Raw genomic sequence first — 26149 nt, forward strand, 5'->3', positions numbered from 1 at the left:
GGTGATGTTTTTGCAGGTAGACAGCGCAGCATTTCAAAATGCTTTGCTTTTCTGTGCCTGTTCGACCCAAAAGAACCGGTACTCGAAATGAAAGCAAAAAGCGATATACCACCGTGGCAAAGCATTCTGCCGATTGCGGCTTTCCTTCTGCCAATTCACTGGCAGGATGAATCGGCCCGTTCGCAGATTGGAATACGCTTCCGGTCGAATAGGCATGGAGGTACCGAAGGATCAGATAATTTTGTCGGATGAATCGGATAAAAAAAGTATTCACGCTGCTCCACATCGTCCTCTGGATCCTGTTTAGTCTGGTGATTGCTCTGCAGCACAGCCAGGATACCGCCCATTGGTTTATCTTAACCGTGGATGTACTGCTGACGAGTCTCTATGTTTTTTACAGCCATTTCTATCTTTTGACCCGGTTGTCCGGTAAAAGAAAGAGAGGTACCTATTACCTCAGGCTGGCAGCTATCCTGTGGTCAGGGCCTTTGCTGTATGTGCTTTTGCACTACAAAAAGCTGGATACCTTCGACCTTTTTTCTGAATATTATTTTATCTCCCTGATCTCCCTAGTAGTTCCGTTTATCTTTCTCAGCTGGTTGGCCAAGGTGACGGAGAATCTGGTGCTCAATACCATCCGCAAGGAGCAGCTGGAGAAACAGGCCGTAGAGGCGGAGCTGTACTACTTGAAATCACAGATCAATCCTCACTTTCTATTCAATACCCTCAACAACATCCACACGCTGGTCTACAAGCAGGCCCCGGCAGCCCCGGAGGCCGTCCTTCGCTTGTCTTCCCTGATGCGCTACATGATCTATGAATCGAATGCCGCCACGGTGCCGCTTGAAAGAGAAATAAAGTACCTGCTGGACTATGTGAGCCTACAGCAGCTGCGGTATAAGAAAAGTCCGGTGGTGGACCTGAAAGTGGAGGGAGACGCCACTTCCTGTTATATCGCTCCGTTGCTCTTCATCCACCTCCTGGAGAATGCCTACAAACACAGCCCCGCCCGTCTGGAGCCCGGTGATGTGAAGGTAACGATGGAAATCAATGACCATACGCTTACCTTGAGTATCCAAAATCCGGTTGGAAAGAATGGGGGCAATGCCCTGGAAAGCCCGGGGGGAATCGGGCTCCCGAATGTTCGCAAGCGGCTGGCCCTGTTATATCCCGATCAGTACAGCCTGGAAACCCGCCAGCTGGGTGGCCTGTTCACCGTTCTTTTAAATATCCAGGGTCTCCATCGACCGCCTAATCATGCGAAAACTTACCTGCTATATCATTGACGACGAGCCTCTGGCTCAGGAAATACTGGAAGAATACGTAGCCAAAGTTCCTTTTCTGGAATTGCAAGGTACCTTTATGAGTCCTATGGAAGCGGCGGCGCAAATGGACCGGGACAAACCCGGGCTGCTTTTCCTTGACGTCAATATGCCCAACCTAGATGGGCTCACCTTTGTTTCCATGCTGAATCCCCGGCCGATGATCATCCTGACGACGGCCTACGACCAGTATGCTCTGAAAGCATTCGACCTGGAAGTGAAGGATTACCTGCTAAAGCCTTTTTCCTTTGAGCGGTTTTATCAGGGAGTACTGCGCCTGTACCAGGAATCAGGGGTCGAACGGGTGCCGACGCTCGGGGAAACCGCGGGAGAGCCGGCCTACGGGCAGGAGTATCTGTTTTTGAAAGTCGGGCATCGCATCCAGAAAGTTTCCATCCGTGACATTCTATACATTGAGGGGATGCGGGACTATTTGATGATTCACACTACTCGGGAAGGGTTGATGACGCTGCTGAGCTTTGCGCAGCTGGAGGAGCTACTGCCTGCCCCACATTTTGCCCGCGTTCATCGCTCCTATATGGTGGCCATCGACAAGATCGATCATATCGAGAGAAACCGGATCTGGATTGGCAAACAGACCATTCCCATCAGTAATACGTACAGCGATGGTTTTTATAAGAAATTGCGGGGGCTGGGATGAGACAGGCCCGGGGTAGGACTTTTACCGAATAAAAAAAGTCCTTGTCAAAGCCCACTTACCCCCACGCGGAAGTGTCAAACCTAGCTCCAGATGCCTTTAAAGGATCGGCCTGAGATTTGAGTAGCCTAGATATCAGCTCATCACTTCTTTTCATTTATACACTTCTCAGGGGTACCGAAAGCCCTGCCTGAGTTGTTCGACCAAGGAGTAACGATGAATTAAATAGGTAAGCATAAGCATTCCCTTATGAGGAGCACTGCCGCCTGCATCAGATGGAACCCATTTTGCCGCCGACATTCTCAGGAACAGTTGACCGGGAGAAGATAGGGATATATCTAGCGGCAGGCCAGTCAGTGTCACCAGTCTTCTCTTGGCACCGCCTCAGAGAAGGCAATAGCTAACGATGGATCCGAGCCAAACATTTCGGTTGACATCCACCGGAATTAACCCAATGTAAGTCAGCACAGTAGTCAGATTATGAAACATATATAATGACTCCTGTCAAAAAAGGACAAAATTCCATCATGTTCTATAATTTTTATAATTCATATGTATATACAGACCGGTCACGAATAAATGTGTAATTTTGTTATGTAACTCTAAAATGGGAGTATTGAACAAGTCCGCATGATGAAATTCTACTGGATGATGTGCTTTCTGTTTCCTCTTCTAGCAAAGGCCCAGCAGGGAAGCCTAACCGGACTCGTGCAAACCGCCCAATCCGAAGCTTTACCCCATGTAAGCCTTTATCTGGTAAATACTAATTTCACTACCACTACCGATGAAGCCGGCCGGTACCTATTCGAGGATGTCCCCTATGGTACCTATAATTTGGTGGCCCAGCTGTTGGGCTATCGAAAGGTCACAATAGCTATCCGGATAGGACAACCCGCAACGGCTGAAAATGTGCAAATGACCGAAGATCCGCAGGTCCTCGATGAGGTGGTGGTTGCTGCGGAAAAAACATCCTCAGTGCAACAGCAGAGAACCATTCCCATCTCCAGCATCGATATCCGGGAGATAATCACCCAGAATAACCTGCTGACGGATATAGCCGACCGGATCGCCGGCGTACGGATCAGACGGTCGAGTAGCCTCGGTGAGAGGTCGGATATCTCGATCAACGGCATGAGGGGCAACGCTATCCGTGTTTATGTCGATGGGCTACCTATGGAGTTCCTTTATCCCAGCTTCGATATTTCCACGCTTCCGCTCGGTACCATCAGGCGGCTGGACGTTTACAAGGGGGTGGTACCTGTCGATGTCGGGACCGATGCAATGGGTGGGGCAATCAATATCATCACTGAGCAAAAAGCCCATTCGCATCTCCGCGCTTCCTATAGCCTGGGTTCCTTCAACACGCATCTGGTCGATTTTGAAATCGGTCTGGCCAATCGAAAGAATTTTTTTATAAATGCCAACGCCAGCTACAACTATTCCGACAATGACTATCCGATGCGTGCGCTGGTCTTTGAAAGAAACAGAGTGGAGCGGGTCAGGCGTTTCCATGACGCGTACAGCATGGCGTTCGGAGGGGTTTCTTTCGGAGTCCATAGCAGAAAATGGGCCGATGAGCTACGATTCACCGCCAATTACTCCACGGGCTTCAAGGAACTCCAGAATGGTGCCCGGGTGAGCACAACCGCCTTTGGCGAGGTGGAATACCGAGCCCGAAACTACGGTGTGAGCGCCCGCTATGAAAAAGCGTTTATGAATGATCGTTTCAAGGCCAGTACCCTTTCTAGTTACAGCCACCAGGCGCTGAATTTTGTGGATACCACGGCCAATGTCTACAGCTGGAGCGGCCAGGTGGTGGGCCGTTCGGCACCCGGCGAATACGTGGACCGATCGAACTACGTCACCTATTATAACAATTTTATCAACCGCACCACCCTGGTATGGGAAGCCACTGAGAAGCACCGGTTCCTGGTGTCCAACCTCTGGGCCCACCAGCAGCTGACTGGCCAGGATCACCTCAGGGAAGAAGGTGAAAGGGATTACCTGAGCATTCCGCAATACCTCGCCAAGAACATCGCCGGCCTGCAGTACAACGGGAAATTTTCAGAAAGCGTGGAAGTGTCGGCTGCGCTAAAACGCTTCGACTACCAGTTGAACGGGGCGGAAAATAATACCCTTCTGCCGGTTAAAAAAAAGGATGGTTTCTGGGGTTGGAATGCGGGCCTAAAGTACAACTTCACGGACAATTTCTTCGCCCGCGCTTCCTACGAGCGCGGCTTCTTGATTCCCTTTTTCGAGCAGTTCGTAGGAAACGGGGCCGACATCCTGCGCAACACCGACCTGATTCCCGAAAATAGTGACAATGTCAACCTGGGCTGGCACTATACGCACGTTTTTGCGGGCGATCTGTCCATCAACACCACATTGAACGGCTTTTGGCATAAGCAGAACGACATTATCTTCTTAGGAAACGGGCTGGTAAGGAGGTACGAAAATACAGACCAGGTGAAGACCATAGGCCTGGAAGGCGAGCTGATTCTGAACTTAAAGAAAGCGTGGACCTGGCGAAGCAATATTACCACCCTACGGAAACGTTTTTCAGCCCTGAAAGACCCCCGGAATGCTTTCCTGGTAGGCACTACTTTCCCCAATAATCCGACATTTTTTGCCAATACCGAACTCGGATGGGAAACCCACGGCCTGCTGAGTCGGAACGATAAATTCAGAGTGTACGTCTATTACCTGCATGTGGCCCCGTTCAACCATATCCTGATCGGCCGTGACGATACGCCCACCTCTTCCCCTGATTCGTTTGTTCCCACTCAAAACCGGATAGATGTGGGGACTTCATACCGTTTTGCCAAACCGCTCCTAACATTGGCGCTCAATATCAACAATATTCTCAACGCCCAACTTTTCGATAATTTCCTGGTGCCGCGCGCGGGGATCCACTTCAACGTAAAACTTCTGTTCGAAATAAACCAATTTCAGCCAAATGAAAAATAGCAAAATTCTGAGTGTACCTCTTGTGGCTCTCTTGCTTATCTCGTGCGATAACAACAAGGTGGACCCCTCCCCCGGACCGCAATATAAGGAAAGCGGATACGTCATAAGTTCGGTGAATGAATCCACGGGCGGATCCACCTACTACGCCGGGTACTTCGAAGACCTGCCCGGCAGTACCCCTGTGGACATGACGGCCAAATCCACCTACAATTATTTCTTTGGGAAGGCCGACTGGAAGAATTATATTTTTGGAACGTCTCTCCGAGGTGACCGGACGCTCTCAAAAATTGCGGTGGACCAGGATGGAAAACTAGTCGAAGTGGCCAGCATACCCCTGTTGAACGACCTCAATTTTGTAAAGATCATTGATGACAATCTGGGACTGTACACCCTGTGGAACAGCGACCGGTACGTGGGTATTTTCAATCCCAGTACCATGGAAGCCCTGGGGCAGATTGACATGTCAAAGGCGAAAAAAATTGCAGCTAATTCACGAAACTATTATAGCAACATTGTTTATAGAAAACAGGACAACCGGGTTTTCCTGGCCCTGCTAACCGACAATGAAAACACCAGTCCCTACTACGATGCTACTGACGTGTACGTGGAAGTAATCAATCTGACGAGCAGGCAGTGGGAGAAAACCATTACTTATGCGAACGCCAGCTATCCGGTGTCGAGGGGCAACGAAAACCAGATTGTCGATGAGAGCGGGAACATCTATATTTTCACCCAGGGCTCCTATGGCCTGGATGGACAGATGGGCCCCCGAGCCGCACAATATGCACGGCCCCAGATTTTGAAGATTCCTGCCAATTCAACCGATTTTGACGCCTCCTATAGCTTCAATCCCGTCAATACCCTCGGCCAACAGAATCTTTTGGTACAGCTGATGCTGGGGAGCATTTACGATGCCAACGGCATTGCTTATTCCTGTATCTCGGCCCAACCCGAATCCCCCCGAATTCTTGAGTTGGTTGGCAAATTCGCACAGGGCATCATTACGGAAGCAGAGTTCTTCGAGTTGAGAAACGCCATATTCTACAGCGAAAACCAGCGCTGGGTTAAGCTGGACTTAAACGCCAAGACAGTCAGTGTACTGGATGACATTCCCTTCACCGCCGGCTTTGGGTACCCCAATGCTTACAAATACGATGGCAAATTCTATTTTCAGTACAATACGGCGAGCAACAATACGAGCGGCTTTTACGAATACGATCCTGGCACCGGCCGAGCGACCAAGGCATTCAGCCTGGCTAAGGGCGGGATCGCTTCGGATTTGATTCGGTTGAATAAATAACGACCCGCAATGGGTGTAGGTGGGACGGGAATAGGGTCTCGGAAAAGAGTGCTTCAGAAAGCGTAACGATCCGCTATTACGGAAGACTCATGCCGCTTCCTGGACAACCTTAGACATTTTCCTTGAATGTCCAAGGTACCCTGTTTTAGACAGTTGATAAACTCTGGATAGCCGTGCCGATCTCTTGTTACCAATCTAAAAGTTGCCTTTGAACCAAATGCTCAGGAAAAGCCACGAATTAAAAACCTCATCTCTGTAAAGGTTAGTAAGAACACGCAGTCGAATTAAAACAGATTCAGGGCACGTTTTACCGCTTCCTTTTTACCGCGGGATATTGGTATCTCGGTACCGTCGTTCAGCAGCAGGAAGTCGCCGTACTGCTTCCTCCAGCTTTTTACCCACGTTTTATTGACCAGGTGGGACTGGTGGCAACGCAAAAAACCGTACTTCTTCAGAAGTTCATCGTATTCATAGATGGGTTTGCACACTAGCATCGATTCTCCATCGCTCAGGAAAAAGGTCGTATAGGTATTGGCCGATTCGCAACGGACAATCTCGCCGACTTTCACCAGGCGTGTCTCCTTTGTGGTGGACAGAGCCAAGCGTGGTTCTTCATTAGCTTGCTGACTGGCTAGGAGCTGCAAAAGGTTCTCCAACTGATTATTCTGCGCTTTTAGGCGACGTTGTTTCATGGCTCGGTCGACCGCCGCTTCCAACTCGCCGATATCGATCGGTTTCAGCAAATAATCCACGGCCGCAAAGCGCATGGCCTGTATCGCATACTGTTCGTAGGCCGTGACAATGATCACCTCAAAAGGGCAGGACGATAGGCTCCGCAGCAGGTCGAAACCACTCTGGCCGGGCATCTGAATATCCAGAAAAAGCAGGTCCGGCTGGTGCTGCTGCAAAAGCAGCTTGCCATCCCGGGCGTTCAGGGCGGTGGCGCATACCTCCACATGGGGACAGTAGGTCTTCAGCATTGCCCGCAGGTTGTCCAGGTTGGGCTGTTCGTCGTCAATCAGAATAGCTTTCATGCAAACCAATGGTTAAAGCGCAGTATTACTTCGGTACCCGCCGGCGAGCGGGCGGTGATTTCAAGTTGAATTGGTTGTACTGGGTTTAGCTGGTTCATCAGTTCGATGCGGTCGCGGGTTAGTTTCAAACCAAAGCCGCCGGTGGAAGCTTCGTCCGGGTAGCCTTTTCCATTATCGGAAATCCGTACGATCATCATTTCGTCCCTTTTTTCGAAACGGATGTCCACCTGTCCCGCCTTTCCCAAAGCGGAAGCACCGTGCTTGACCGCGTTCTCTACCAGGGGTTGCAACAGCAGGGCCGGAATACTGCTTTCGTAAGGTTGGATGGCATCATCCAGGCTAATCTGGTACGTGAAGCCAAATCGGAGTCGTTCCAGTTTTAGGTAGGTTTCCAGCCCCTGTACCTCCTCGTGTAGCGAAATCTCTTCTCTGCTGCTGTTGGTCAGGGACTCGCGCATCAGCCGGGCAAAATCAGCCAGGTAGCGGTTGGCCCCCTGGATATCCTGTTGATTGATCAGTCCCTGAATCGAACTCAAGGCGTTAAAGACAAAGTGAGGATTCAACTGAGCGTAGATCGTTTTCAGTTCCAGCTGCAGCCTTGTCTTTTTGGCCAGTTCCCGGCTGGCTTTCTGTTTTTGCCGGATAAAAAGCAGCATGAAATAAACGGCACCGAAACATGCGGCCAAGAATATACCCAGCATGATTTTGAAACTTAAAGACTGATACCAGGCGGGTTCGACCTCAAAATCATAGTCCGTCACATGTTGCGGCTGCACCGCGTAGCGGATGTGCAACTGATATACGCCGGGCTCATTGTCTTTAAGCCAAATGAAGCTATTTTCAAAATCGTTATTCTTCCAGGGAATCATCACGCGGCCGTTTTTTCGCAATTCGTACTGTAGCTGCTCTTTATCAATAATATCCGCACCCAAATACAAGATAAGGTTGTTGTGGGGAGCAGGCAGCTTTAACAGCCCGGACGGTCTGCTTTCATGGGCCGGATCGCTTTGGCTGGCCCATGGATGCTGTAGTTTTTTCAGAAAGGCATCCAGATTGTCCGACGTATAGACATTGGTGATGTTTGGTTTGATCGAAACCCAGCGGATCACTGAAACCCCAATGATCCGCTGTGGGTTGGTTTGGCGGACTTCGACGATGATGGTATGACCCAGCGGGGCCTTGTACCCACCCAAGTAAGTCATTGCGGGCAGACCCGAGCTTTTAACAAGGCTGGAGTCCGTAAACCGATCTGCATTTTTCCAGGGTACCAGAACCCGGGCATCGGGATATTCCCTCACGCGGAACTGGTATCCTGATGCGTTTTGGGGATTCACCCCGTGCAGGAAAAAATGCACAGGGGCGCTGTCGAACGAATTACGGGCTATGATGTGCTCCATAGGTACCTGCTGTGACGAAGGATCGTCGGAAAATTTGTAATACGCTTCGGTCGGATTGGCCGTAATGATCCAAAACGAGTCGTTAGGCTTGGGAACTGCCGCAATGATGGCCACCGTGGCAGGGTCATCCAGAGCCCCGTCGGGAAAGCTTTGGGAATAAGCCCCCCAATCGATCTGGGCTCGAACGGCCTGGGCCGTTGTGAGCAGCAGGAGTAAAAATAGGACCGCCTTTTTCATATCTATGTTAGTTTTTCTATGTTAGTTTTCGACAAAGGTGCCAACCATCTCTTTATCTTTTTATCTCCGCTGTGAATCTGTACCACCTTACTGTGAATACGTCCTGGTTCCCTACCATTTTCAGCACTCCGGTCTTCCAATTTCTTTGTGGCGGGTATTAAGTTTCAACATCATCGACAGAATGCCCGACACAGGAATGCAACGAGCCTTTCTGGGGAATCTTTTTAAGATCTATAAGGATTAGCATTTCTATTGCTTGCTGGCGCGCAGGATAGCCTAGGCCTATTAGGTGGAGGCCCTTGGTAAAGCTCTCAGCCAGTTCGGCACGTAGTCATCAGGTGGCTCCTAGCCAGGAAGTGACGTCGCGGTAAAGTCCGATGGGTGGCATGGCAGAACTGTATCATTCCCCGATGTTCCGAATATCACAGGTAGTACGGAATTTCATCTAAGTGGTTCGCAATCATAATTGCGGGCGCCAGGCCTGTGGGACAGCCGTAGTTTTGAGCCTTCAATTCAACTTTTAAACCATGTTCAAAATGAAAAAGCTAGTAGTACTCATCGCATTCGTAGTAAGCTCTCCCACTGGATTCGCCCAGAACTACCCAGGGGTAGAGCGCAAAGGTTTTATCATTGGCGTGGGTGCCGGACTAAATGTATTCGGCGTGGAAGATCGGGGACCGGGAGCAACTCTGGACTATACCTCGAGCGGAATCAGCCTTCCCAACCTCAAACTGGGCCTGATGATTTCGAAAAGAACCGCCCTGCTGCTCCAGATGCCGGGCTCTATCTACCAGACGGAAGGCCGCGATCGGAGTTTCGAGGCCGTGATTCCCACCATTCAGCACTGGCTTGGTGAGCGGTTCTGGGTCAGTGGCGGGGCAGGCCTGGGGGTGGACCTTCCCGACCTGTGCGACTTCAACGAGCAGAGCCACGGAAAAATCAACCTGGGGTACGCCCTTTCGGTGGGAGCCGGGTACGAAATCGTTCAGCGCAAAAACTACGCTTTCGATATACAGACCCGCGTGCAGTACGGCAACACCTACCTGGAAAACAACATCGAGCGCAGCAGCACCGCCATTTCGCTGGGCGTGGGCTTCAACTGGTATTGAGCAACCGGGCAGGAATCCCTGCCAAAGGTACCCTTCAATAACACCTGGTGATGAGTGAACTATTCCGGTACGGCTATTCCCTGAAATGAAAGGTATACCTCGTGGGTGTCCTGGTTTACACCCGCCTGGTACTTCCGGGATGCTTGCAGATCTGTTCGCTCATCACTCGGTCAGTTAGCTACTTATTCTGATGATTCTGCCATTTGTTTTACGAAGGTCGGTACGTTCAATCAATGCGATCAAATCTCCGCCGGGCAATTGCTTGATTGTCCTCACCCTGCCTTCAATGTTCAGACCCACTGTTTCACCCGTAGCACGATTGTAAAGCATCAACCTTCTATACGCCAATGAACCCAGTAGAAAATGACCGTTCCAACCGGGAATCGTACTCTGCTTGACTTTGAGCAAACAGGCCGGGGCTATGGCTTGCCCTCCATCATGTGTTGGAACAGTCCAATAGTGCTGAGGAAGTACCGTAAATGTGGCAGCAGAGTCCTCAGAAACAGTAGAAACTACGGCACCGTCATAATTGATTCCATACGTAAAAAGGGGCCAGCCATAATTCTTTCCCTTTGCTATACTATTAAACTCATCCCCGCCTTTGGGACCATGCTCCACCCCAAAAAGGGTATGGGTACTTTTCTCAAAGTACAGGCCCTGTACGTCCCGGTGCCCATAGCTCCAGATGGTTGTGGGGGATATAATTCCTTCGAAAAGGGGATTGTCAGGGGGGATACTCCCGTCGTCCATCAAGCGGTGAATCTTTCCGGCATCGTGATGCAGGTCTTGCGCATACATAACGGGATTCGCTCGGGTCGATAGGTCGGAATTTCCAATATTCAGAAAAAAATGACGATCGTCTTCCCATACAATCCGCATGCCGTTCCCCGTATAATTTTGATGTCGCGATGTAAAAACGGTCTCAATCTGCTTAACGGCATTGTTCTGTAATTTTAGCCGGGACACCTTCGCAAAGCCATCGGTGGCCAGGTAGGAAATGTAGAGCCAGGCGTTGGTCGAGTAGTTCGGGTGAAGGCTAATATCCATCAGTCCTCCGTGCAGAATGGCGGGTATTCCGGAGTTATTGAAGGTTACCACTTCCGGCATGCCGCTTATTTCGGTGAGGGTACCCGCTTTGAAGTGAAACATTTTCCCGATCCTATCCGAGACAAAGTACTCATTATCGTCAACTACGGCAATTCCGTAGGGTATGGTGAATCCTTCGGCGATGGTTTCAACCGAGAAAGAATCAGTACTTATGGGGTAGGGCGAATCCGGAACTTTTATAACATTATTCTTGCAGCCAGTCAGGCAGCCCAATGAGAGAACTGAGAATAAGATTTTAAATAATTTGATGTTCATAGGTCGTTTGTTTAATGGATGTATCAGTAGCAGGGGGGCGGTAGCGTGGCTGATGACAAGCCCGCCCCGATACCCGTGCCCAAGAAAATGAGTAATGCCCACAGGTGTTGTTTTATTGGATAGATTGGTCTGATGGTGGAATCATGGACTGGATGTTTGGGTCCATAGACCAGTTAAATGCGCTATCGGACTAAATTAACTTACTCTTTGACTTATAAGACATTGATTACTACGGGCTTTCAGTGTTTGCTAACGGTTTTAATGAACGCCTGTTTTAATGGAGTTTATTACTTGCTAGCATCTGTTTTTTTCTAGGCCAGAGAAGTTATTGTCTATGCATGCAAGACACATAGAAGTTATCAAATAGAGTAGTACTATTAATAATTATGGCAATAATAAAAGCTTGACAAAAAGTAAGTTATAATACCTTGCCCGCCGCATTAGCTTGTGATTCCATACTTCGACCGATAGTTAGGCCAATTAACATTCCGACAGATATGCCTAGTGATATACCCAAAGATCGATCAAAACTTGAAAATAAAGTAATACCAATAATAATTCCGAACGTCATTCCTAAACTAATTCCTACATTGACATAATATCCTTTCGAAATCAACGAAAAGGTATCCTTTAAATACTTTTCAAACTCACTTAATGCATTTGTAAAGTATTTTTTTCTGTTCTTTGAATATGCTTTTAAATTCAGGCTATCAAGTTCCGTTTCTATGGATTGAATTTCAGCTTCCGTAAACTCTCTATTATTTAATTCATTCAGGATATGAATAAATTTTTCATACACTTTAAGTTCAGATTTGTTCGTTGTTTCGGTTGATAAACTTTTAAAAAGTTTAGACGCATCATGTGTTGTCATAGTATTCTATATTTATTTATGATTTTTGAGTACGTATATAAATTGTGTATTATTGTAATAATTTAATTTATTTTTTCTTAGGATTGTTGCCAACAGTTTTAATGAACGCTTGTCTTAATTGCGCTTGATTTTTATCAGCATCTGTTTTGGATTTTAATTTAACCCCAGTTTGCCCATAGAGGTTGAAAGTGGATAAGTCATCTTTCATGGAGAATGAAACTTTCACGCCAGTGTTCGAGTGAATAAAATCAAGTTCATCCCCAACAATAGCCGCAAGCTTATATTCATCGCCATTGGGGAAATAAAGTGAAAATTGTTTGCTATTTTCATCAAATGTGACTGAAAGATCTATTTGATTGTTCCACTTGTATTCACCGGTCAAGCCTTTTAAAACGTCAGCGTTAACTTGTTTACGCCGAACATTTGTTTGCTTAAAATGCTGCCAGTAATATACCTGTGAGGCAGATAAAATCAGTTCATTCCCCAGTGCTCCACCATTGTCTGAATTAATCAAATAGACCAGGCCATTGCCACTCGTAAGACTTATGGTCATCCCTGTACGGTAACCTGCATTCCCCCGTAGTGGGTGATAGCTATATCATCACCAGCATGGTTTACTATAAATCCGTAAACGCTTCCGTCGCGTTCATGACTTAGTATTGATTTGATATCCGACTGTGAGAATATCGAGCTTTTGCCTTGATAGGCATTATAAATTTTAATCAAGAATTTAGCCATATCAGTAGCGTTGCTCCAAAGCCCGGCAGCGGCTTGCTCTGGATAGTTGTTCCATCCACCACCAGCCACTACCTCACCCGATTGCGTGTGCCCTTTGGCTACCAGATCGGATTTGGAGTCGGGTAATGGTTGTGTGAACTCAGAGTGTTCCATTCCGGCAGGTTCAAGAATCCATTTTTTCATGATGTTCGATAACTCATCCTTATATAGGTCCTGAAGAGCCAGTTCGGCCAGGGTGTAGCCCCCTCCGGAGTAAGCCAGTGTTTCATTAGGCAGTGTGACGACTTCAATCGCCGGGGTATTGACTCCGGCGCTTCCTCGTACAATATCCAGATCCGAGGGTAAGGCGAGAATTTTGGTGTATCCTTGGTATCCACCAGAAGTAATTCCTGAAGTATGAGAGAAGATATTACGAAACGTGACCGGATTCTCTGCTGTTTGTTTTCCCTGGGGAAGTTTGAAATCTTTCAGGTAGTTTTGAATATTTTCATCCAGGTCTATATCACCGGCCGCCTGCATACGTATAGTCGCGAGAAACGTGACTGGTTTCGACAATGATGCTGCCTGGAAAATACTCGCGCAGTCCAGTTTTTGTTCCTCAGGGAAATTAGCATTTTGATAAACGTCTGTCCATATAATCTTACCTTCATTTAGTATCGCAAGAGATAATGCCGGAATTTTGTATTCAGCCATTTTATCCGATATTGAGCTAAAATTTTCCTTCTCTTCCAAAAACTTCACTTGCCCACGAATTCCACTTTCCAGCTTACCTTTTCTTTCAACTGATTCTTTTTGGATAATACAATCTGCATTAACATTGTGGAGTATTGATCTTATGGAACCTTGGGGCCGGAAGGAACAAGAACCAATGAAAACCAAGATGAAAGATTGAAAGATTAAACTAGTTACGAGTGGCTTCATATGTTAGAGTTGTTTCAGTACGTAGTCTCTCCTCGGAAGACCCCGCACAATGATGGAGGTTTGATTGGATGGAATATCGGTACGTACAGGCTACAAAGCGGATGACTAACGATTTTTTTTTGATTTTCGGGGACATCCTTACGCCCTTCCCACCTTACAAACTTTTCGTCCGCTTCACTATTTTCACAATACGGTTGTAGAAAATTTCAGCCAGACTCCATTCATAGCCAGCAAAGTTGGTGGTGTTGTTGAACTGGATCACCACGGTGTCGATGTCCTTGTGGTACCTGGCTATACTCTGATAGCCGGGAATCAGACCCATATGTTCGTATACGTAAATGGAGGAATAGATTTCCTGTTCTCCCGGCTCAAACACGGACCCATCGTTCAGGGCCCGCAGGAAGGTACCCACATCTTCTGCCGTGGCGACCATGGAGCCGGCCGGGTTTATGAAATCATTATACTTCATATCCTCGTCGTACCCCACGTAATACCCGCTCATCACGCTTTCTACTTTTGCTTCACCCAGCAGACTGAACGTATTATTCAGGTGAAGGGGGCGCAAAATTTTCTCCCGGATATACTGGTGATGGCTATATCCCAACGTTTTATCCAGGATTTCGCCGATCAACAAGTAATTCGTGTTTGAATAACTATACTTCTCATCGGGCTCAAAGTCAGCCGGCTTATCCAGTACCAGTGCGAGGTTTTCTTGATTGGCTGTCGGCGGGGCTACCCAATAGCTAGGGGTGTCGGTAAAATTGGGAATGCCCGACCGGTGCTGCACCATCATTTTCAAAGTGATTTTATCCGCATTTTCAATTCGTCCCGCAAGTTCAGGCAAGTACTCAGCGAGTCTTTTATCCAAAGACAAGCGTCCGGCTTTCACGAGTTTTGTCGTGACAACAGCCACATACAGCTTGCTGATACTGGCAATCTTGAACAGGGCGTGTGGGTTTGCGGGTTTTTTCTTTTTTCGGTCATGCCAGCCGGCGGCGTAAAAGCCGGGTTCTTTCCCTTTTTGATCCACGTATACAATCATCCCATCAAAGCCGTACCCAATAGCCTCCTCAACCTGCGCCTGCACGGTATCTGGAAGGGGCGTTACCCACGCGCTCAATAAAATCCACGGTACAAAATACAGGGATACGACCGTTCCAATCAGCAATACTATTCTGAGTACACTCTTTCTCTGTTTCATTTTGTGTTCATTATATGGTACTTATTTTTCGATCATGAGGTATTCAGCGTACCGCAGCGCTGAGGCCAGAAGGTTGCTTCGGTTCCGGGCTTTTTGCGTAAACGCACCGAGCGTTTTCCGTTTGAGCTGCCGCCCCCTTACCAGGACTATTTTGGGGTTTCTAAGTACTTCCAAATCTTCCAGGGGATTGCCTTCGGTCAGAATCAAATTGGCCACTTTTCCAACTTCAATACTCCCTTGACTACCGAGGAAATCGTGTGTTCTGGACGGATTGATCGTGGCGGTTTGCAGGGCTTCGTAGTTGCTCATACCGGCCTGGGTGTAGAAATCCAGCTCCTGGTGCAGGGAGTAGCCCGCCGGTGTTACTCCGATGCCCGCATCAGTACCGGCCACGAGGGGTACCTGCCGCTCGTGCAGCTTTTTAATTACGTACAGATGGAATTTGTGCTGATCCCGGATTCTGTCCACAATGGTGGAGTCGTTGGCTTTGGTGCCAGCCCAGCGATCGTACTGGGCCCGGCTGTCCACTTCCCGAATCAGGGGATTCATGTAGTTCAGCGCCTCGGAGTTCAGCACGTTTTCTTCGGTCAGGAGTCGGTAGATGTTGTAGTACACCACCAGGGTTGGGCATAGGGCTGTATTCGGGTGCGAGGCGTACAGGTCTACTACTTCATCTAGTTTGGCCGTGTCCAGCTGGTACTCCAAAGGTTGCTGCACGATATCCTCGGCGTGCTCGATGGTGATGATTTCGGGTCTGAAATGGTAGCTGTACGGTACTTTGTCACTGGGGTGCGCGACAATGTCGAATTCCAGCTCTTTCCCTTTGGCCAGTATCGCATCGTACAGCTCCGGGGTCAGGCCGTTGTAGGTTTTGATAAAATCGTAGCCCCGCTCCTTGTATTCCGCGACTTTGGCACTGGCTTCCCCGGGCGAGAACAATTGGAGATTATCATCGCCAACGTACTCCGGACCGGTGAGCTTGGGGCCGGACGTAAAAAATATCGGCCCGACAACTTCTCCTCTGTTTATCGCTTCCTTCATGCGGAGGTGCATCGGCTGGCCCCACAGGTTTCGCACGGTCGTCACCCCATTGGCCAGGTACAGCCCCAGCTCATACTTGTCCCACACGTGCACGTGCATGTCGATGAGGCCCGGCGACAGGTACCTTCCTTTTGCATCAATCACAGTGGCGTTAGCATCTGTAATTTCGTCGGCAATCCCGGCGATCATCCCCTCCTTAATCAGTACCGTCTGATCCCTGAGTACGGTATCGGCCGTCATGGGAACGACGTTGGCATGTTTGATCAGGTAGGTGTTTGCGGCAAACGCCGGGTTGTTATCCACATTCAGGTAGCTCGTTTGGCTACGGTCAATGAGAATGATACCTACCACGACAAAAACCAGAATCAGCAAGAGAACTCCAATTCCCAGAAGTACTTTTTTTAGAATCTTCATACTAGCTATGTTTTGAGGGTACTACATCCATTTTGCCACCTTTCAGGATCAGCCAGAAAGCGAGTCCGATTTCGGCCAGGGCCATCGGCAGACTGAGGACCATTTCGATCTTCACGATCTGGTCCAGGTACACCGGTGCCAGTACTTTGGCCAGATGAAGTCCCGTGTAGCACAGGCCGGCAAAGAGCAGCAAATAGCCCAACAGGTTTGGGACGGGCCTGGCCCGCAGAGTCAGGATTCCCAGACCGAATAAGTGAACTCCGAAGAGAATCAACCCCTGTGACCATAAGGATTCGAAAGCTTTCGGTTCGTCCATCAACTGCGTGGCCGACGGGGTACTTTCCACCATGTTCACCACTGTAAAGAGATGCAAAATGGCTGCTCCCAAAATTAAAGCGTATACGACCCGAACCAGAGCGGTGGCGAGCGAAATACCCGGATGGACTTCTTTGAGAAAATGGTATAACCCCCAGGCGACAAGGATATCGAGCAGGAAGATGACGATCCAGCCGATGATACCGCTCATGAATAGATCCAGGGAAGACCGGATATTTTCAAGGGTTGCGGCTGGGTTGTCCGCGACTACCAGGGAGTTGTACACGTAGCCATAGGCATAGCCGGCGGCCACGGCCATGGCGATTAGCCACAGGCCGGAAATGAGTGCATATTTTCTAGTGAGAAGGGTCATGTTGCTTGTATTTATTCTGGTGATTTAAAAAACTCAGGCGTTCAAAATGACTACGTTACCCACCTTGTGGCCCGAGTCAATGTAGGCATGGGCATCGGCCAGTTTGGCCAGGGGAAACTGCCGGTCAATGATGGTTTTAAGTTTCCCGGCCTGGTGGATGCAAAGTACTTGACTTAGGAGCGTTCGCAAAACCGGATCGGGATTCAGCCCGGTGGCTTCAAACTTTGCCTTCTTTCCGCCGGAAAGCTTCGTGAGCATCATCTGGACGAGGAGGGATAATTTCATTACCGGAGAAAGGTATACGCCATTCTTTTTCAGTATAGGCTTACATTTCCTGAATGAACTTCTGCCGATTGTATCGAAGATAAAATCAAACGTTTGGTCGGATTGGGTGAAGTCGGCCTTCGTGTAGTCAATGACCACATCCGCTCCGAGTGATTTGACCAATCCGGCATTTTTGCCACTACATACCGCAGTTACCTCTGCCCCAAAGTACTTCGCAAGTTGAATGGCCGAAGTACCAAGACTTCCCGAGGCACCATTGATCAGTACCCTATGTCCGGCCGATACCTTCGCTACCTGCTTTAAAAAATTGAATGAAGTCAGATGACCATCCCCGTAGCTGGCGGCCTCCGCAAAATCCAGGTTGGCCGGCTTGGGCAGAATGACGCCCGTTTCGCGGATGGTAAGAAATTCCGCGTTGGCCCCGAATCCCAGGGTAGTTAGGCCAAACACCGCATCCCCGACCCGAAAATCCCTGACACCTTCGCCAACCTGCTCTATGTAGCCGGCAAACCCGGTTCCCGGAATCGGATTTTTGGGTTTGGTCAGGCCAAGGAACAGGCGGGCGAAATAGGGCTTGCCGGTACGCATCATCGCATCGGCGGTGGTAGCAGTGGTGGCGATCACTTTCACCATTACCTCGTCTGGTTTCGGTTGAGGCATCGCTACGGTTTTGAACTGAAACACATCCGTTGACCCGTATCCGGTCGCGACGATGGCGTTCATTTTGTTTGAATTCATGACGAACTGTTTTTGATTCATGACAAACTAAATGAAGTCTTCGGACCCGTTTGTTCGGAAGTACACCTAAAGGTCCGCAATTATAAATCAGTACCAAAAAGTCCGGTCAGGACTGACTTTTCAGGTATTCTTTGGGCGTCATGCCCATGGTTTTCTTGAAAGCGGTATTGAAAACCGTCTTGGAATTGAACCCACTTTCGTAGGCCAATCCAATCAATGATATATGGGAATTCGCCGGATCGACGACTAGCTTCTTAAAGTACTCGACCCGCAGTTGGTTGATAAACTCATTGAAGTTCTTGCCAACCTTCTCGTTGAGTAGCCACGACAGCTGATTGGGATGAATTTCAATCAGCTCCGCCAACGACCGCAGGCTGAGGGAGGGATTCAGGTAGGGACTCTGTTGCTCGATGAAGTTATGCAGTCGGTCCAGAAAAGCCGTGGTGGTCTCTTCGTCCATCGTCGAAGTACTGGCTTTTCTGGTTTTGGAGGTATCGTTTTGAAGGGGGTATATCCGCTGATGGTATGCCGGGTACCTGGCGTCGGTCTGAATGGCTTCGGCGAGCGGATCGCCAAAGGAAAGCAGTAAAATAGAGGAGTGGTGCTGGAAAAGTTTTTCCAGCAGTTGGAAGGCCTCATCGTGTCGGCCCAGCACACAGTATACTTTGAACAAATAGGCATGAGCCTGAAAGGAGGTATCCTCCGTCGCATTCATTTCCAGGTCGGCGAGGGGCTGTTTTAGGTTCACATGGTCGCCTTTAATTGCCAGTTTCAGACAGGTGAGTCCCAGCTTCTCATCGGGCATGATCATCTCCGGGGGAATGCCCGACAGAAGTACCTCTACTTCCCCAAAAGCACCTTTTTTGAGTAGAACATAGGCCAGGGTGATCAGCGCGGGCAGATTTTTGGCATTGACGTCCAGGAGTTCATTGAGGGTTTTCTGGGCCAGTGCGTAGTCTTTGGATCGATACTGGAAATAAGCTTCGTAGAATTTCGTCTCCACGTTCAGCGGGTCGATGGATTTGGCGTACAGCAAATGCTCCCGGGCTTTTTTCAGGTCTCCGCGTAGCATATACAGAAACGACATGAACTGCTGGGCCTCCGAGTAGGTAGGGCGGCTGGCGATGGATTTCTGGGCGTAGTCCATAGCCCCGGCAAAGCTGGCTTCGGTAAAAAAGGCCTGGTTGGCCAGCAGGTAGTTGAGAGGAGCGTTATTTGGGTCAATGGCCTTCGCACGCTCCAAGTGTCCGATGGCTTTGTTCCAGGCTTCCGCGCGGGGGGCAAAGCCGGCCACGGCCAGGAAGCTGTATCCATCCGCCAGGCCGGTATGGGCCTCGATGAGGTCAGGGTCTATCGTCAGTGCCTCTTCAAAGTACCTGATGGCGGTGTTGGCATCCTCGGGGTTCCACTTGTTAAACGTGTACTTGCCTTTGAGAAGGTACTCATACGCTGCGAGGTTGGTGGTAGGTACCTCGGCCAGATGATCCGCGTAGTCGAGGTGTCCGAAATGCTCCCGCAGCTTGTCGGCAATGAGCAGACTTATTTCATCCTGAATCTCAAAAATATTTTCCCGCTTGCGGTCCCAGGTTTCGGACCAGAAATGGAAGTCGTCCTCCACATTGATAAGCTGGGCGGTAATCCGCATCGTGTCTCCCGCCAGCCGCACACTCCCTTCCAGGATGGTGGACACATTCAGCTTTTTGCCGATCTCGCTGATATTGTTGTTTTGACCCTTGAAGTGAAAACTGGACGTCCGGGAGGTGACCTTCAACTGGTCGATTCTGGCCAGCGCGTTGATTATCTCTTCGGTAATTCCGTCGCAAAAGAATTCGTTATCGCCGTTGGTACTCATGTTGACAAACGGCAAAATCGCTATCGATTTTTGAATAGATAGGATCACTGAAAATTTATTCTTTTGGAGGGGTAGGACTTACTGATACGCTTAAATGTATAAATTCCAGCCCGGAACCGCAAATTGAAAAGCCAAAATTGCAGCTGGACGTCGGCTTAGGACTGTAATGAATAAGTAGATCTGCGGGAAATAAGGAGTTGGCAAAAAGAAGTTCGGATCGTCGACGCCACCTTTTATATATGGACACTATTATCAAGGTTTTTTTCTGCCTCTTCTTGAACTGATTTTGGGAAATAGATTAAGTCTTTGGAACAGCTGATGAGGAATACAATGAAAAGTAATATTCCAAAGGCAATACTACTTGGAAGATATTCGTACCATTTGTTTATGGTTGGAAGTAAAATAGGTTGCTAGGAAAGGTTGTATAAGTTAGTTCAATATCACTATGTTTCCTTTTTTATGACCTGTCTCAGCATGTTGGTGGGCTTTTCGAATTTCGGATAGGGGATATACCCGATCAATTACAGGCTTAATTGTTCCGACTTCCAACAGGCTTGTGAGAAACTGAAGTTCTTCTTTGGTTAATTTGGCCACTCCCGAAATGAGTTGGTGCTTTCTGGTAAAGACATTCATAGCCGATTGAAGCATGAATGAAACGCCCATACCCACCGTAAGATAAAATCCTTTTGGTTTTAAAACCTTCTTGCTTTTAGCATAGCTGGTTTTTCCAACGGCATCAAAAATGACATCAAACTTCTCTGGACCTTTTGCAAAATCCTGTTTTCCATAATCGATCGCCTGGTCTGCTCCCAGGGAGCGAACCAGCTCTGCGTTGGCCTGGCTACAAACAGCGGTCACAGTGGCTCCAAAGAATTTCGCCAGTTGAACCGCATAAGTTCCCACACTCCCGGAGGCTCCGTAAACCAGCACATTTTGTCCTTGTTTAATATCAGCCTTTCGGAGAAAGTACAAAGAGGTTAAGGCACCCACGGGCAAGGCCGCCGCATCTTGGTCCTCAATATTGCCGGGTTTGTGGGCAACAACCCCATTTGCCGGCACTAAAACATACTCAGCATGGGCACCAGCGTTTGCACCAGTATACCCAAAAAGAGTGTCTCCTTTTTTAAATTTAGCGACATTCTTTCCCAGGCTATCTACCACACCGGAGAACTCATGCCCCAGAACGGTTCTTTTGAGCTTAAACAATCCATTGTACAGTTTAATAGGAAAAGGATTACCTGCACGCATCCTCCAATCCCCTGCGGTTACGGTAGTGGCATTCACTTTTATTACCAGTTCATTGTGTTTTGGAGTTGGTTTCGGCACATCCTTTACTTGTACCACTTCCGGGTTTCCGTACAATGTATAAACTGCTGCCTTCATTTTGTTTTGATTTTAATTCGTTAAAAATTGATGGACTTTAATTAAGATGGATAATTCATAATTCATAGGTTATTCACAAACCTTCGGAAGGTACGGATGAACAATTCCTGCTCTTCGATATAACCTTCGTGGGCACTGTTTTCCAGAATGACCAACTCCTTTTCCTGAAAATCCGGACCGCCAATGCTGTTGAAGGCATCATATCCCATTTCAATGGTATTTACCCCATCATTCCTGCCCCAGATCACTAGGGTGGGTGTCTTGATCCTGAGCATGTCTGCGCTCAAGTTCAGCTCTAAAATATTGAATCGAGGCACCAGGTATTGGCCATTAAAAAAGACGGCAAGAGACAGATATGAATGCATCGTGCCTAGGGCGCCTACCTCAGGCCCTTGCACCTCTTGGTTTGGATCTTTGCGGTAAGCATTGGTGTTGGTCAGGTAACTGTCATACTTAAAGTAATTTTCCTTTTTGGTCATATCTGGAACCGTTGCGCACCAATCGCGAGCCTCTGTCCAATAGGCAGCATCGATGCCCTGATCGATTTGCTTCTGTGCATATTCTTTTACAAATTCCACAGACTTGGGAAGGCCTACCATCAGGTTATGACCACTGTCCATACAGATGAACCCGGCAACCTTTTCCTGGTAGTTTAGGGTACTTAGATAAGCACTTCCAAGGGCTCCGCCCCAACTGATGCCATAAAATATTAATCGAGGGTTGTGGTATCTGAGCTTTATCGTTTCCACCACGAGGTCCAGGTCATCCACAAATTGCTCAACAGTAAATGAGCTCGCATCAGGGTTTCCCATTGAAAGACCAGAGCCCCTCTGATCCCAATAAGCAAAAGCATAATCCTTTTCGAGTTCTTTTGATACCGGCATGAAGGAAGGAAGGGAAGCGTTCCCGCCAGGGCCTCCATGAAGGAATAAAATAAAGATTCCCGACTGGATATTACCCTTTACATAAACAGGCATTTCAGCACCCGCGCTTCTCACAAAAAAGTGATCTCCTTCAAAGAAATTCTCTTTTTCACAAGCGACAAGTACGATTGACAATATGATCGATGTAGATATGATTAGATTCTTCATTGTTGTTTGAATTTGTAAGTAAAACCGACTTTGACCGCTACGTGCGGGAGAAAAACATGGTTGTATGGATATTGCAAATAAACTTCCGGACCCAGGTGAACCATCCAGAGCTGCTTCCCTTGGCGTGTACCGTCCCAGCCCAATAGAAATGATGCGTTGGGCATGAAATGAGCATGACCCAAATTTGTAGCTTTTTCCACCCTACCATTTTCCGCTCGTTGATATACGACACCTGCCGCCCATAAATGCAGATATCCGACACCCAAGTTTAGGTCAGCGAAAAATGCGCCCATTGCCAGCCGTGAGCCGATAGACGTCTTCAGAAAAACAGAGGTGTTGTTCCAGCGGTGCCAGTAACCACCAAGGTCGGTGTTCCAATGCACCCTAACCCACCTGTTTCGTGCAACGGTGTAATCCGAGCCAAAACTCAGCCCTGGATGCAGAACCAACTCTCCAAAGTATTCGACTTTGATAGCAAGTCTTTCTTCTAATGTAATTTTCGTATCGTTCCTCTCCTGAGCAGAAACTAAAAGAGAACAAAGCAGTAAAATCAGGGTTGTTAATCGTAACATGTTCATACTTGTTTGATTTTCTGCTACAAAGCAAGGGAGTATGACCGCAACAAACGTTCGTGATTACTCGGAACGTGTTCCGGATTACGATTCCGAACAACTTACGCGAAAGGATATGGGGTGAGAATCAGTTTTTTAGAAACTCCCTGGGCGTAAGCCCTGTCTTTTTCTTGAAATAGGTATTGAAGACGGTTTTCGAGTTGAAACCGCAGTCGTACGCAATGGCCATGATAGTGAGTTTGGCATTCTCTGGTAGTTTGGCCAATTGCTTGAATTCCTCCACGCGGTAATAATTGATAAACTCGTTGAAGTTCTTTCCGAAACTGTCATTCAACAACCAAGAAAGTTGATTGGCGTGAATGCCCAATTGATCCGCTAACAGACGCAACGAAAGTTTTGGGTTGAGATACGATTTCTCGGTCTCTATGAGTTGCAGCAACCTGGCTTTGTAATCTGCCAACTCTGCTTCATTAAACAGGGCTTTCTTTTTGCCTGCTTTGTTCTTAACGCCAAAAAGATCTTCAGGAAAGAGCTTGTGATGAAACTGGATATAGCGTGGATCGTTTTTTATCGGGTTGACCAATGGATCGGAATACCGCAACAACAAAAGCGGTGAACCTAATTTCATTGCACCCTCTACCCAGGCAAATGCATCATCATTCCTAGCCGTTGAGCCTGCCAGCAAAAACCGATACGAATCTGCGGTAAAACCATCCTCATTGTTTGCTAGGTCAATCAATAATTCAGCAAATTTCTCTGCATTCGTCGTATCATGCTTCAACGCATAGCCCAAGGCTTTTGAACCTATTATTTCACTAGTCACCACGATCTCAGAAGGCAGCGCATTAAAATAATTGATGGCTTCATCATATCGCCCTAATTTGAGCAAACAAAAGACCTTCACGGAATGGGCAGGCATGTTCATCGGATTCACCTCCAAAGATGCATCCATCTGCTTCATAGATGCGGTATAATTCTCTGACATGTACTCGATGTAAGCACTGTAGAACTGTGTTTCCTGTGAAAGCGGGTCAATACTCAATGTATCATTGAAGTGTTTTCGGGCTTCAGAATTCATTCCTGCCAGGATATAGAGAAACGCCAATAACCGCTTCGATTCCGCATGGTTTGGGTTCAAACTAACCGCTTTGGTGGCATGCTCAAACGCTTCGCGATACCTACACTTAGTATAGAATGCCAAGTTGGCGAGTTGATAATAGGCGTCGGGTAGTTTATCGTTAATGCACAAAGCCTTCTGCGTCAGCTCCGCGCATTTGCCCCAACCTTCCTCATAAGGAATGATCGCAATGGTGGACAGAAAACTATATGCACCGGCCAACCCAACCAGCGCCTCGGCATGGTTCGGCTCAATAATCAAGGCTTGTTGGTAGAAGGCCATCGATTGTTTTACATCTTCAGGATTCCACTTATTGAAAGTCTGCCGCCCTTTGAGGAAAAGTTTGTAGGCGTCTACACTTTTGGTGTTTGGCTGCACAAGGTGTTCCTGAATTTCGAAGTGCCCGAAATGCTCGCGCAACCGCTCAGCAATCAGCAAACTGATCTCATCCTGAACCTCAAAAATGTTGTCCAGTTCTCTGTCCCAGGCTTCGGACCAGAAATGAAAGTCTTTTGATGCATCGATTAGCTGTGCGGTAATTCGCATGGAGTTTCCAGCCACCCTAACACTTCCTTCAAGCAACGTGGAAACTCTAAGCTTCTCCCCAATTTCAGGGATTGGAATGTTCTTCCCTTTGAAATGAAAGGAAGAAGTTCTGGAAGTAACTCTAAGACCATCAATCTTGGTCAGCGCATTGATGATTTCTTCGGTAATCCCGTCGCAAAAGAATTCGTTATCGCCGTTGGTACTCATGTTGACAAACGGCAAAATCGCTATCGATTTTTGAATGGATAGGACCACTGAACAATTATTCTTTTGGAGGGGCAGGACTTACTGATACGCTTAAATGTATAAATTCCAGCCCGGAACCGCAAATTGAAAAGCCAAAATTGCAGAGGGACGTCGACTTAGGACTGTAATGAGTAAATGGATCTTCGAGAAATAATGAGTTGGCAGAAAGAAGTTCGGATTGATAGTGCCACCTCCTATTCGTAGCCGCCTGGGGTACCCCTGTGCTCCCGCCAAGCCCGATGGGTTACCCTTTTTTGGACATTGGGTAGGTTGGTAAAAGTATAAGCAGTCGAATACGAATGGCGTTTTTTAATCAAGTATCAATCACCTTCTGAAGAATACGACCAAGGGGCATGTACACTTTTCTGCTGGTACTTCTGCCTGCGCTTTACACGCTATATCACATTCGGACGAATAATTCCGAAGGGCAATGTCCACAAAATTAATATGGCCACGGTACAATCAGACATCTACCCGCCATGCCTGTTCGCATGAACACAAAGCCTGGCGTGGGCACATGATGCGCAAGCTGTTCGAAACATCAGATTCAATTGTCGCATTTGTTCAATACTGAGTGAATAGGCTGCTCTACTTTTGCATAGGTATTTAAAACAAACACTAGTAACTATGCAAAAGTCAATCATCAATCCCTGGCAGTGGCAAGACCAGCTGGGGTACGCTCAGGCCATCGAAATTCCTCAGTCAACCCACACCTTGTACTGTGCGGGTCAAGCCGCTATGGACGCTACCGGTCAACCCGTTGAAACCGACATGAGCGGTCAAATCAACCTCAGTTTTGACAATCTGGAAACTGTATTGCAGCAAGCGAATTACTCGCTGGCCAACGTCGTCCGTCTTAATTTCTACACGACATCCATTGAGCAGTTTTTTGCCGCTTACGGTCAGGTCATGGGCCGGCTGAGAGCCGTGGGCTGCGCACCAGCCAGTACGCTCACGGAGGTCAAAGCCCTGGCGTTTCCGCAGCTTTTGGTCGAGATTGAAGCCACAGCGGTCAAATAAATCCGGCCATGTCCTGCCAAAAGATCAAAACGATAGACT

General features: G+C 48.1%; 21 protein-coding genes. 6 read left to right on the plus strand and 15 right to left on the minus strand.

What is annotated here, in order from left to right:
- Positions 1-248: 248 nt before the first annotated feature.
- The 4 genes from GBK04_RS27415 to GBK04_RS27430 all read left to right on the plus strand — a co-directional run bounded on the left by GBK04_RS27415 (position 249) and on the right by GBK04_RS27430 (position 6247).
- Positions 249-1286 carry a sensor histidine kinase gene (locus tag GBK04_RS27415; protein ID WP_152765311.1) on the plus strand — a complete coding sequence of 346 codons (1038 nt, stop codon included), beginning with the start codon at positions 249-251 and terminating at the stop codon, positions 1284-1286.
- Positions 1258-1983 carry a LytR/AlgR family response regulator transcription factor gene (locus GBK04_RS27420; protein WP_152765313.1) on the plus strand — a complete coding sequence of 242 codons (726 nt, stop codon included), beginning with the start codon at positions 1258-1260 and terminating at the stop codon, positions 1981-1983. Before GBK04_RS27415 ends, GBK04_RS27420 begins: the two co-directional genes overlap by 29 nt.
- A gap of 627 nt (positions 1984-2610) precedes the next feature.
- Entirely contained in the window at positions 2611-4947 is a 2337-nt protein-coding gene (locus GBK04_RS27425) for a TonB-dependent receptor (RefSeq protein ID WP_152765316.1), read from the plus strand.
- Positions 4937-6247, plus strand: coding sequence for a DUF4374 domain-containing protein (locus tag GBK04_RS27430; RefSeq protein ID WP_152765317.1), 1311 nt, complete (start codon positions 4937-4939; stop codon positions 6245-6247). The genes GBK04_RS27425 and GBK04_RS27430 overlap by 11 nt, the downstream gene beginning before the upstream one ends.
- Positions 6248-6531: 284 nt before the next feature.
- On the opposite strand, the gene GBK04_RS27435 is transcribed toward GBK04_RS27430, so the two are convergent.
- Both GBK04_RS27435 and GBK04_RS27440 read right to left on the minus strand, forming a co-directional pair.
- On the minus strand, positions 6532-7281 hold the full coding sequence (locus GBK04_RS27435; RefSeq protein ID WP_152765320.1) for a LytR/AlgR family response regulator transcription factor: 750 nt from the start codon (positions 7279-7281) through the stop codon (positions 6532-6534).
- Entirely contained in the window at positions 7278-8915 is a 1638-nt protein-coding gene (locus GBK04_RS27440) for a sensor histidine kinase (RefSeq protein WP_152765323.1), read from the minus strand. Before GBK04_RS27440 ends, GBK04_RS27435 begins: the two co-directional genes overlap by 4 nt.
- A gap of 536 nt (positions 8916-9451) precedes the next feature.
- Between GBK04_RS27440 and GBK04_RS27445 the strand changes: the two genes are divergently transcribed.
- Positions 9452-10024 (plus strand): hypothetical protein, encoded by a 573-nt coding sequence (locus tag GBK04_RS27445; RefSeq protein WP_152765325.1) that lies wholly within the window; start codon positions 9452-9454, stop codon positions 10022-10024.
- A 174-nt stretch (positions 10025-10198) separates the two neighbouring features.
- Here the strand turns inward: GBK04_RS27445 and GBK04_RS27450 are convergent, their stop codons facing one another.
- The 13 genes from GBK04_RS27450 to GBK04_RS27505 form a co-directional block, all read right to left on the minus strand.
- The gene (locus GBK04_RS27450) at positions 10199-11386 is read right to left on the minus strand and encodes a PQQ-dependent sugar dehydrogenase (RefSeq protein ID WP_152765327.1); all 1188 of its coding nucleotides are present in this window, start codon (positions 11384-11386) and stop codon (positions 10199-10201) included.
- A gap of 418 nt (positions 11387-11804) precedes the next feature.
- The gene (locus GBK04_RS27455; RefSeq protein WP_152765329.1) at positions 11805-12257 is read right to left on the minus strand and encodes a hypothetical protein; all 453 of its coding nucleotides are present in this window, start codon (positions 12255-12257) and stop codon (positions 11805-11807) included.
- Between the two features lie 67 nt (positions 12258-12324).
- Complete coding sequence (locus tag GBK04_RS31235) at positions 12325-12810, minus strand: hypothetical protein (protein WP_373331404.1); 486 nt, start codon at positions 12808-12810, stop codon at positions 12325-12327.
- Positions 12807-13916, minus strand: coding sequence for a serine hydrolase domain-containing protein (locus tag GBK04_RS27460; protein WP_373331405.1), 1110 nt, complete (start codon positions 13914-13916; stop codon positions 12807-12809). Before GBK04_RS27460 ends, GBK04_RS31235 begins: the two co-directional genes overlap by 4 nt.
- 154 nt (positions 13917-14070) lie before the next feature.
- On the minus strand, positions 14071-15117 hold the full coding sequence (locus GBK04_RS27465) for a serine hydrolase domain-containing protein (protein WP_152765331.1): 1047 nt from the start codon (positions 15115-15117) through the stop codon (positions 14071-14073).
- 21 nt (positions 15118-15138) lie between these two features.
- The gene (locus tag GBK04_RS27470) at positions 15139-16572 is read right to left on the minus strand and encodes an amidohydrolase family protein (RefSeq protein ID WP_152765333.1); all 1434 of its coding nucleotides are present in this window, start codon (positions 16570-16572) and stop codon (positions 15139-15141) included.
- Between the two features lies 1 nt (position 16573).
- Complete coding sequence (locus GBK04_RS27475; protein ID WP_152765335.1) at positions 16574-17260, minus strand: DUF4386 domain-containing protein; 687 nt, start codon at positions 17258-17260, stop codon at positions 16574-16576.
- A 33-nt stretch (positions 17261-17293) separates the two neighbouring features.
- A complete protein-coding gene (locus GBK04_RS27480; RefSeq protein WP_152765336.1) occupies positions 17294-18283 on the minus strand; it encodes an NAD(P)-dependent alcohol dehydrogenase in 990 nt (329 codons plus the stop codon).
- Between the two features lie 106 nt (positions 18284-18389).
- Positions 18390-20183, minus strand: a complete 1794-nt coding sequence (locus GBK04_RS27485) for a helix-turn-helix domain-containing protein (RefSeq protein ID WP_505952490.1) — start codon at positions 20181-20183, stop codon at positions 18390-18392.
- Positions 20184-20564: 381 nt separating this feature from the next.
- Positions 20565-21518 (minus strand): NAD(P)-dependent alcohol dehydrogenase, encoded by a 954-nt coding sequence (locus GBK04_RS27490; protein ID WP_152765338.1) that lies wholly within the window; start codon positions 21516-21518, stop codon positions 20565-20567.
- A 62-nt stretch (positions 21519-21580) separates the two neighbouring features.
- Positions 21581-22609 carry an alpha/beta fold hydrolase gene (locus GBK04_RS27495; protein ID WP_152765340.1) on the minus strand — a complete coding sequence of 343 codons (1029 nt, stop codon included), beginning with the start codon at positions 22607-22609 and terminating at the stop codon, positions 21581-21583.
- A complete protein-coding gene (locus tag GBK04_RS27500) occupies positions 22606-23187 on the minus strand; it encodes a hypothetical protein (protein WP_152765342.1) in 582 nt (193 codons plus the stop codon). The genes GBK04_RS27495 and GBK04_RS27500 overlap by 4 nt, the downstream gene beginning before the upstream one ends.
- Before the next feature lie 121 nt (positions 23188-23308).
- Positions 23309-25099 (minus strand): tetratricopeptide repeat protein, encoded by a 1791-nt coding sequence (locus GBK04_RS27505; RefSeq protein WP_505952491.1) that lies wholly within the window; start codon positions 25097-25099, stop codon positions 23309-23311.
- A 618-nt stretch (positions 25100-25717) separates the two neighbouring features.
- On the opposite strand from GBK04_RS27505, the gene GBK04_RS27510 reads away from it, so the two are divergent.
- Positions 25718-26110, plus strand: a complete 393-nt coding sequence (locus GBK04_RS27510; protein ID WP_152765344.1) for a RidA family protein — start codon at positions 25718-25720, stop codon at positions 26108-26110.
- Positions 26111-26149 lie beyond the last annotated feature (39 nt).

Origin of the sequence: Salmonirosea aquatica (assembly GCF_009296315.1) — a bacterium.
GTDB lineage: Bacteria > Bacteroidota > Bacteroidia > Cytophagales > Spirosomataceae > Salmonirosea > Salmonirosea aquatica.

What these genes read in the sequence shown, in the direction of transcription:
- GBK04_RS27415 (WP_152765311.1), top strand. Translation starts at nt 249, where the DNA reads ATGAATCGGATAAAAAAAGTATTCACGCTGCTCCACATCGTCCTCTGG.
- GBK04_RS27490 (WP_152765338.1), bottom strand. Translation starts at nt 21,518, where the DNA reads ATGAAGGCAGCAGTTTATACATTGTACGGAAACCCGGAAGTGGTACAA.
- GBK04_RS27460 (WP_373331405.1), bottom strand. Translation starts at nt 13,916, where the DNA reads ATGAAGCCACTCGTAACTAGTTTAATCTTTCAATCTTTCATCTTGGTT.
- GBK04_RS27445 (WP_152765325.1), top strand. Translation starts at nt 9,452, where the DNA reads ATGAAAAAGCTAGTAGTACTCATCGCATTCGTAGTAAGCTCTCCCACT.
- GBK04_RS27510 (WP_152765344.1), top strand. Translation starts at nt 25,718, where the DNA reads ATGCAAAAGTCAATCATCAATCCCTGGCAGTGGCAAGACCAGCTGGGG.
- GBK04_RS27420 (WP_152765313.1), top strand. Translation starts at nt 1,258, where the DNA reads ATGCGAAAACTTACCTGCTATATCATTGACGACGAGCCTCTGGCTCAG.
- GBK04_RS27470 (WP_152765333.1), bottom strand. Translation starts at nt 16,572, where the DNA reads ATGAAGATTCTAAAAAAAGTACTTCTGGGAATTGGAGTTCTCTTGCTG.
- GBK04_RS27455 (WP_152765329.1), bottom strand. Translation starts at nt 12,257, where the DNA reads ATGACAACACATGATGCGTCTAAACTTTTTAAAAGTTTATCAACCGAA.
- GBK04_RS27435 (WP_152765320.1), bottom strand. Translation starts at nt 7,281, where the DNA reads ATGAAAGCTATTCTGATTGACGACGAACAGCCCAACCTGGACAACCTG.
- GBK04_RS27500 (WP_152765342.1), bottom strand. Translation starts at nt 23,187, where the DNA reads ATGAACATGTTACGATTAACAACCCTGATTTTACTGCTTTGTTCTCTT.
- GBK04_RS27475 (WP_152765335.1), bottom strand. Translation starts at nt 17,260, where the DNA reads ATGACCCTTCTCACTAGAAAATATGCACTCATTTCCGGCCTGTGGCTA.
- GBK04_RS27430 (WP_152765317.1), top strand. Translation starts at nt 4,937, where the DNA reads ATGAAAAATAGCAAAATTCTGAGTGTACCTCTTGTGGCTCTCTTGCTT.
- GBK04_RS27465 (WP_152765331.1), bottom strand. Translation starts at nt 15,117, where the DNA reads ATGAAACAGAGAAAGAGTGTACTCAGAATAGTATTGCTGATTGGAACG.
- GBK04_RS27480 (WP_152765336.1), bottom strand. Translation starts at nt 18,283, where the DNA reads ATGAATTCAAACAAAATGAACGCCATCGTCGCGACCGGATACGGGTCA.
- GBK04_RS27425 (WP_152765316.1), top strand. Translation starts at nt 2,611, where the DNA reads ATGATGAAATTCTACTGGATGATGTGCTTTCTGTTTCCTCTTCTAGCA.
- GBK04_RS31235 (WP_373331404.1), bottom strand. Translation starts at nt 12,810, where the DNA reads ATGACCATAAGTCTTACGAGTGGCAATGGCCTGGTCTATTTGATTAAT.
- GBK04_RS27440 (WP_152765323.1), bottom strand. Translation starts at nt 8,915, where the DNA reads ATGAAAAAGGCGGTCCTATTTTTACTCCTGCTGCTCACAACGGCCCAG.
- GBK04_RS27450 (WP_152765327.1), bottom strand. Translation starts at nt 11,386, where the DNA reads ATGAACATCAAATTATTTAAAATCTTATTCTCAGTTCTCTCATTGGGC.
- GBK04_RS27495 (WP_152765340.1), bottom strand. Translation starts at nt 22,609, where the DNA reads ATGAAGAATCTAATCATATCTACATCGATCATATTGTCAATCGTACTT.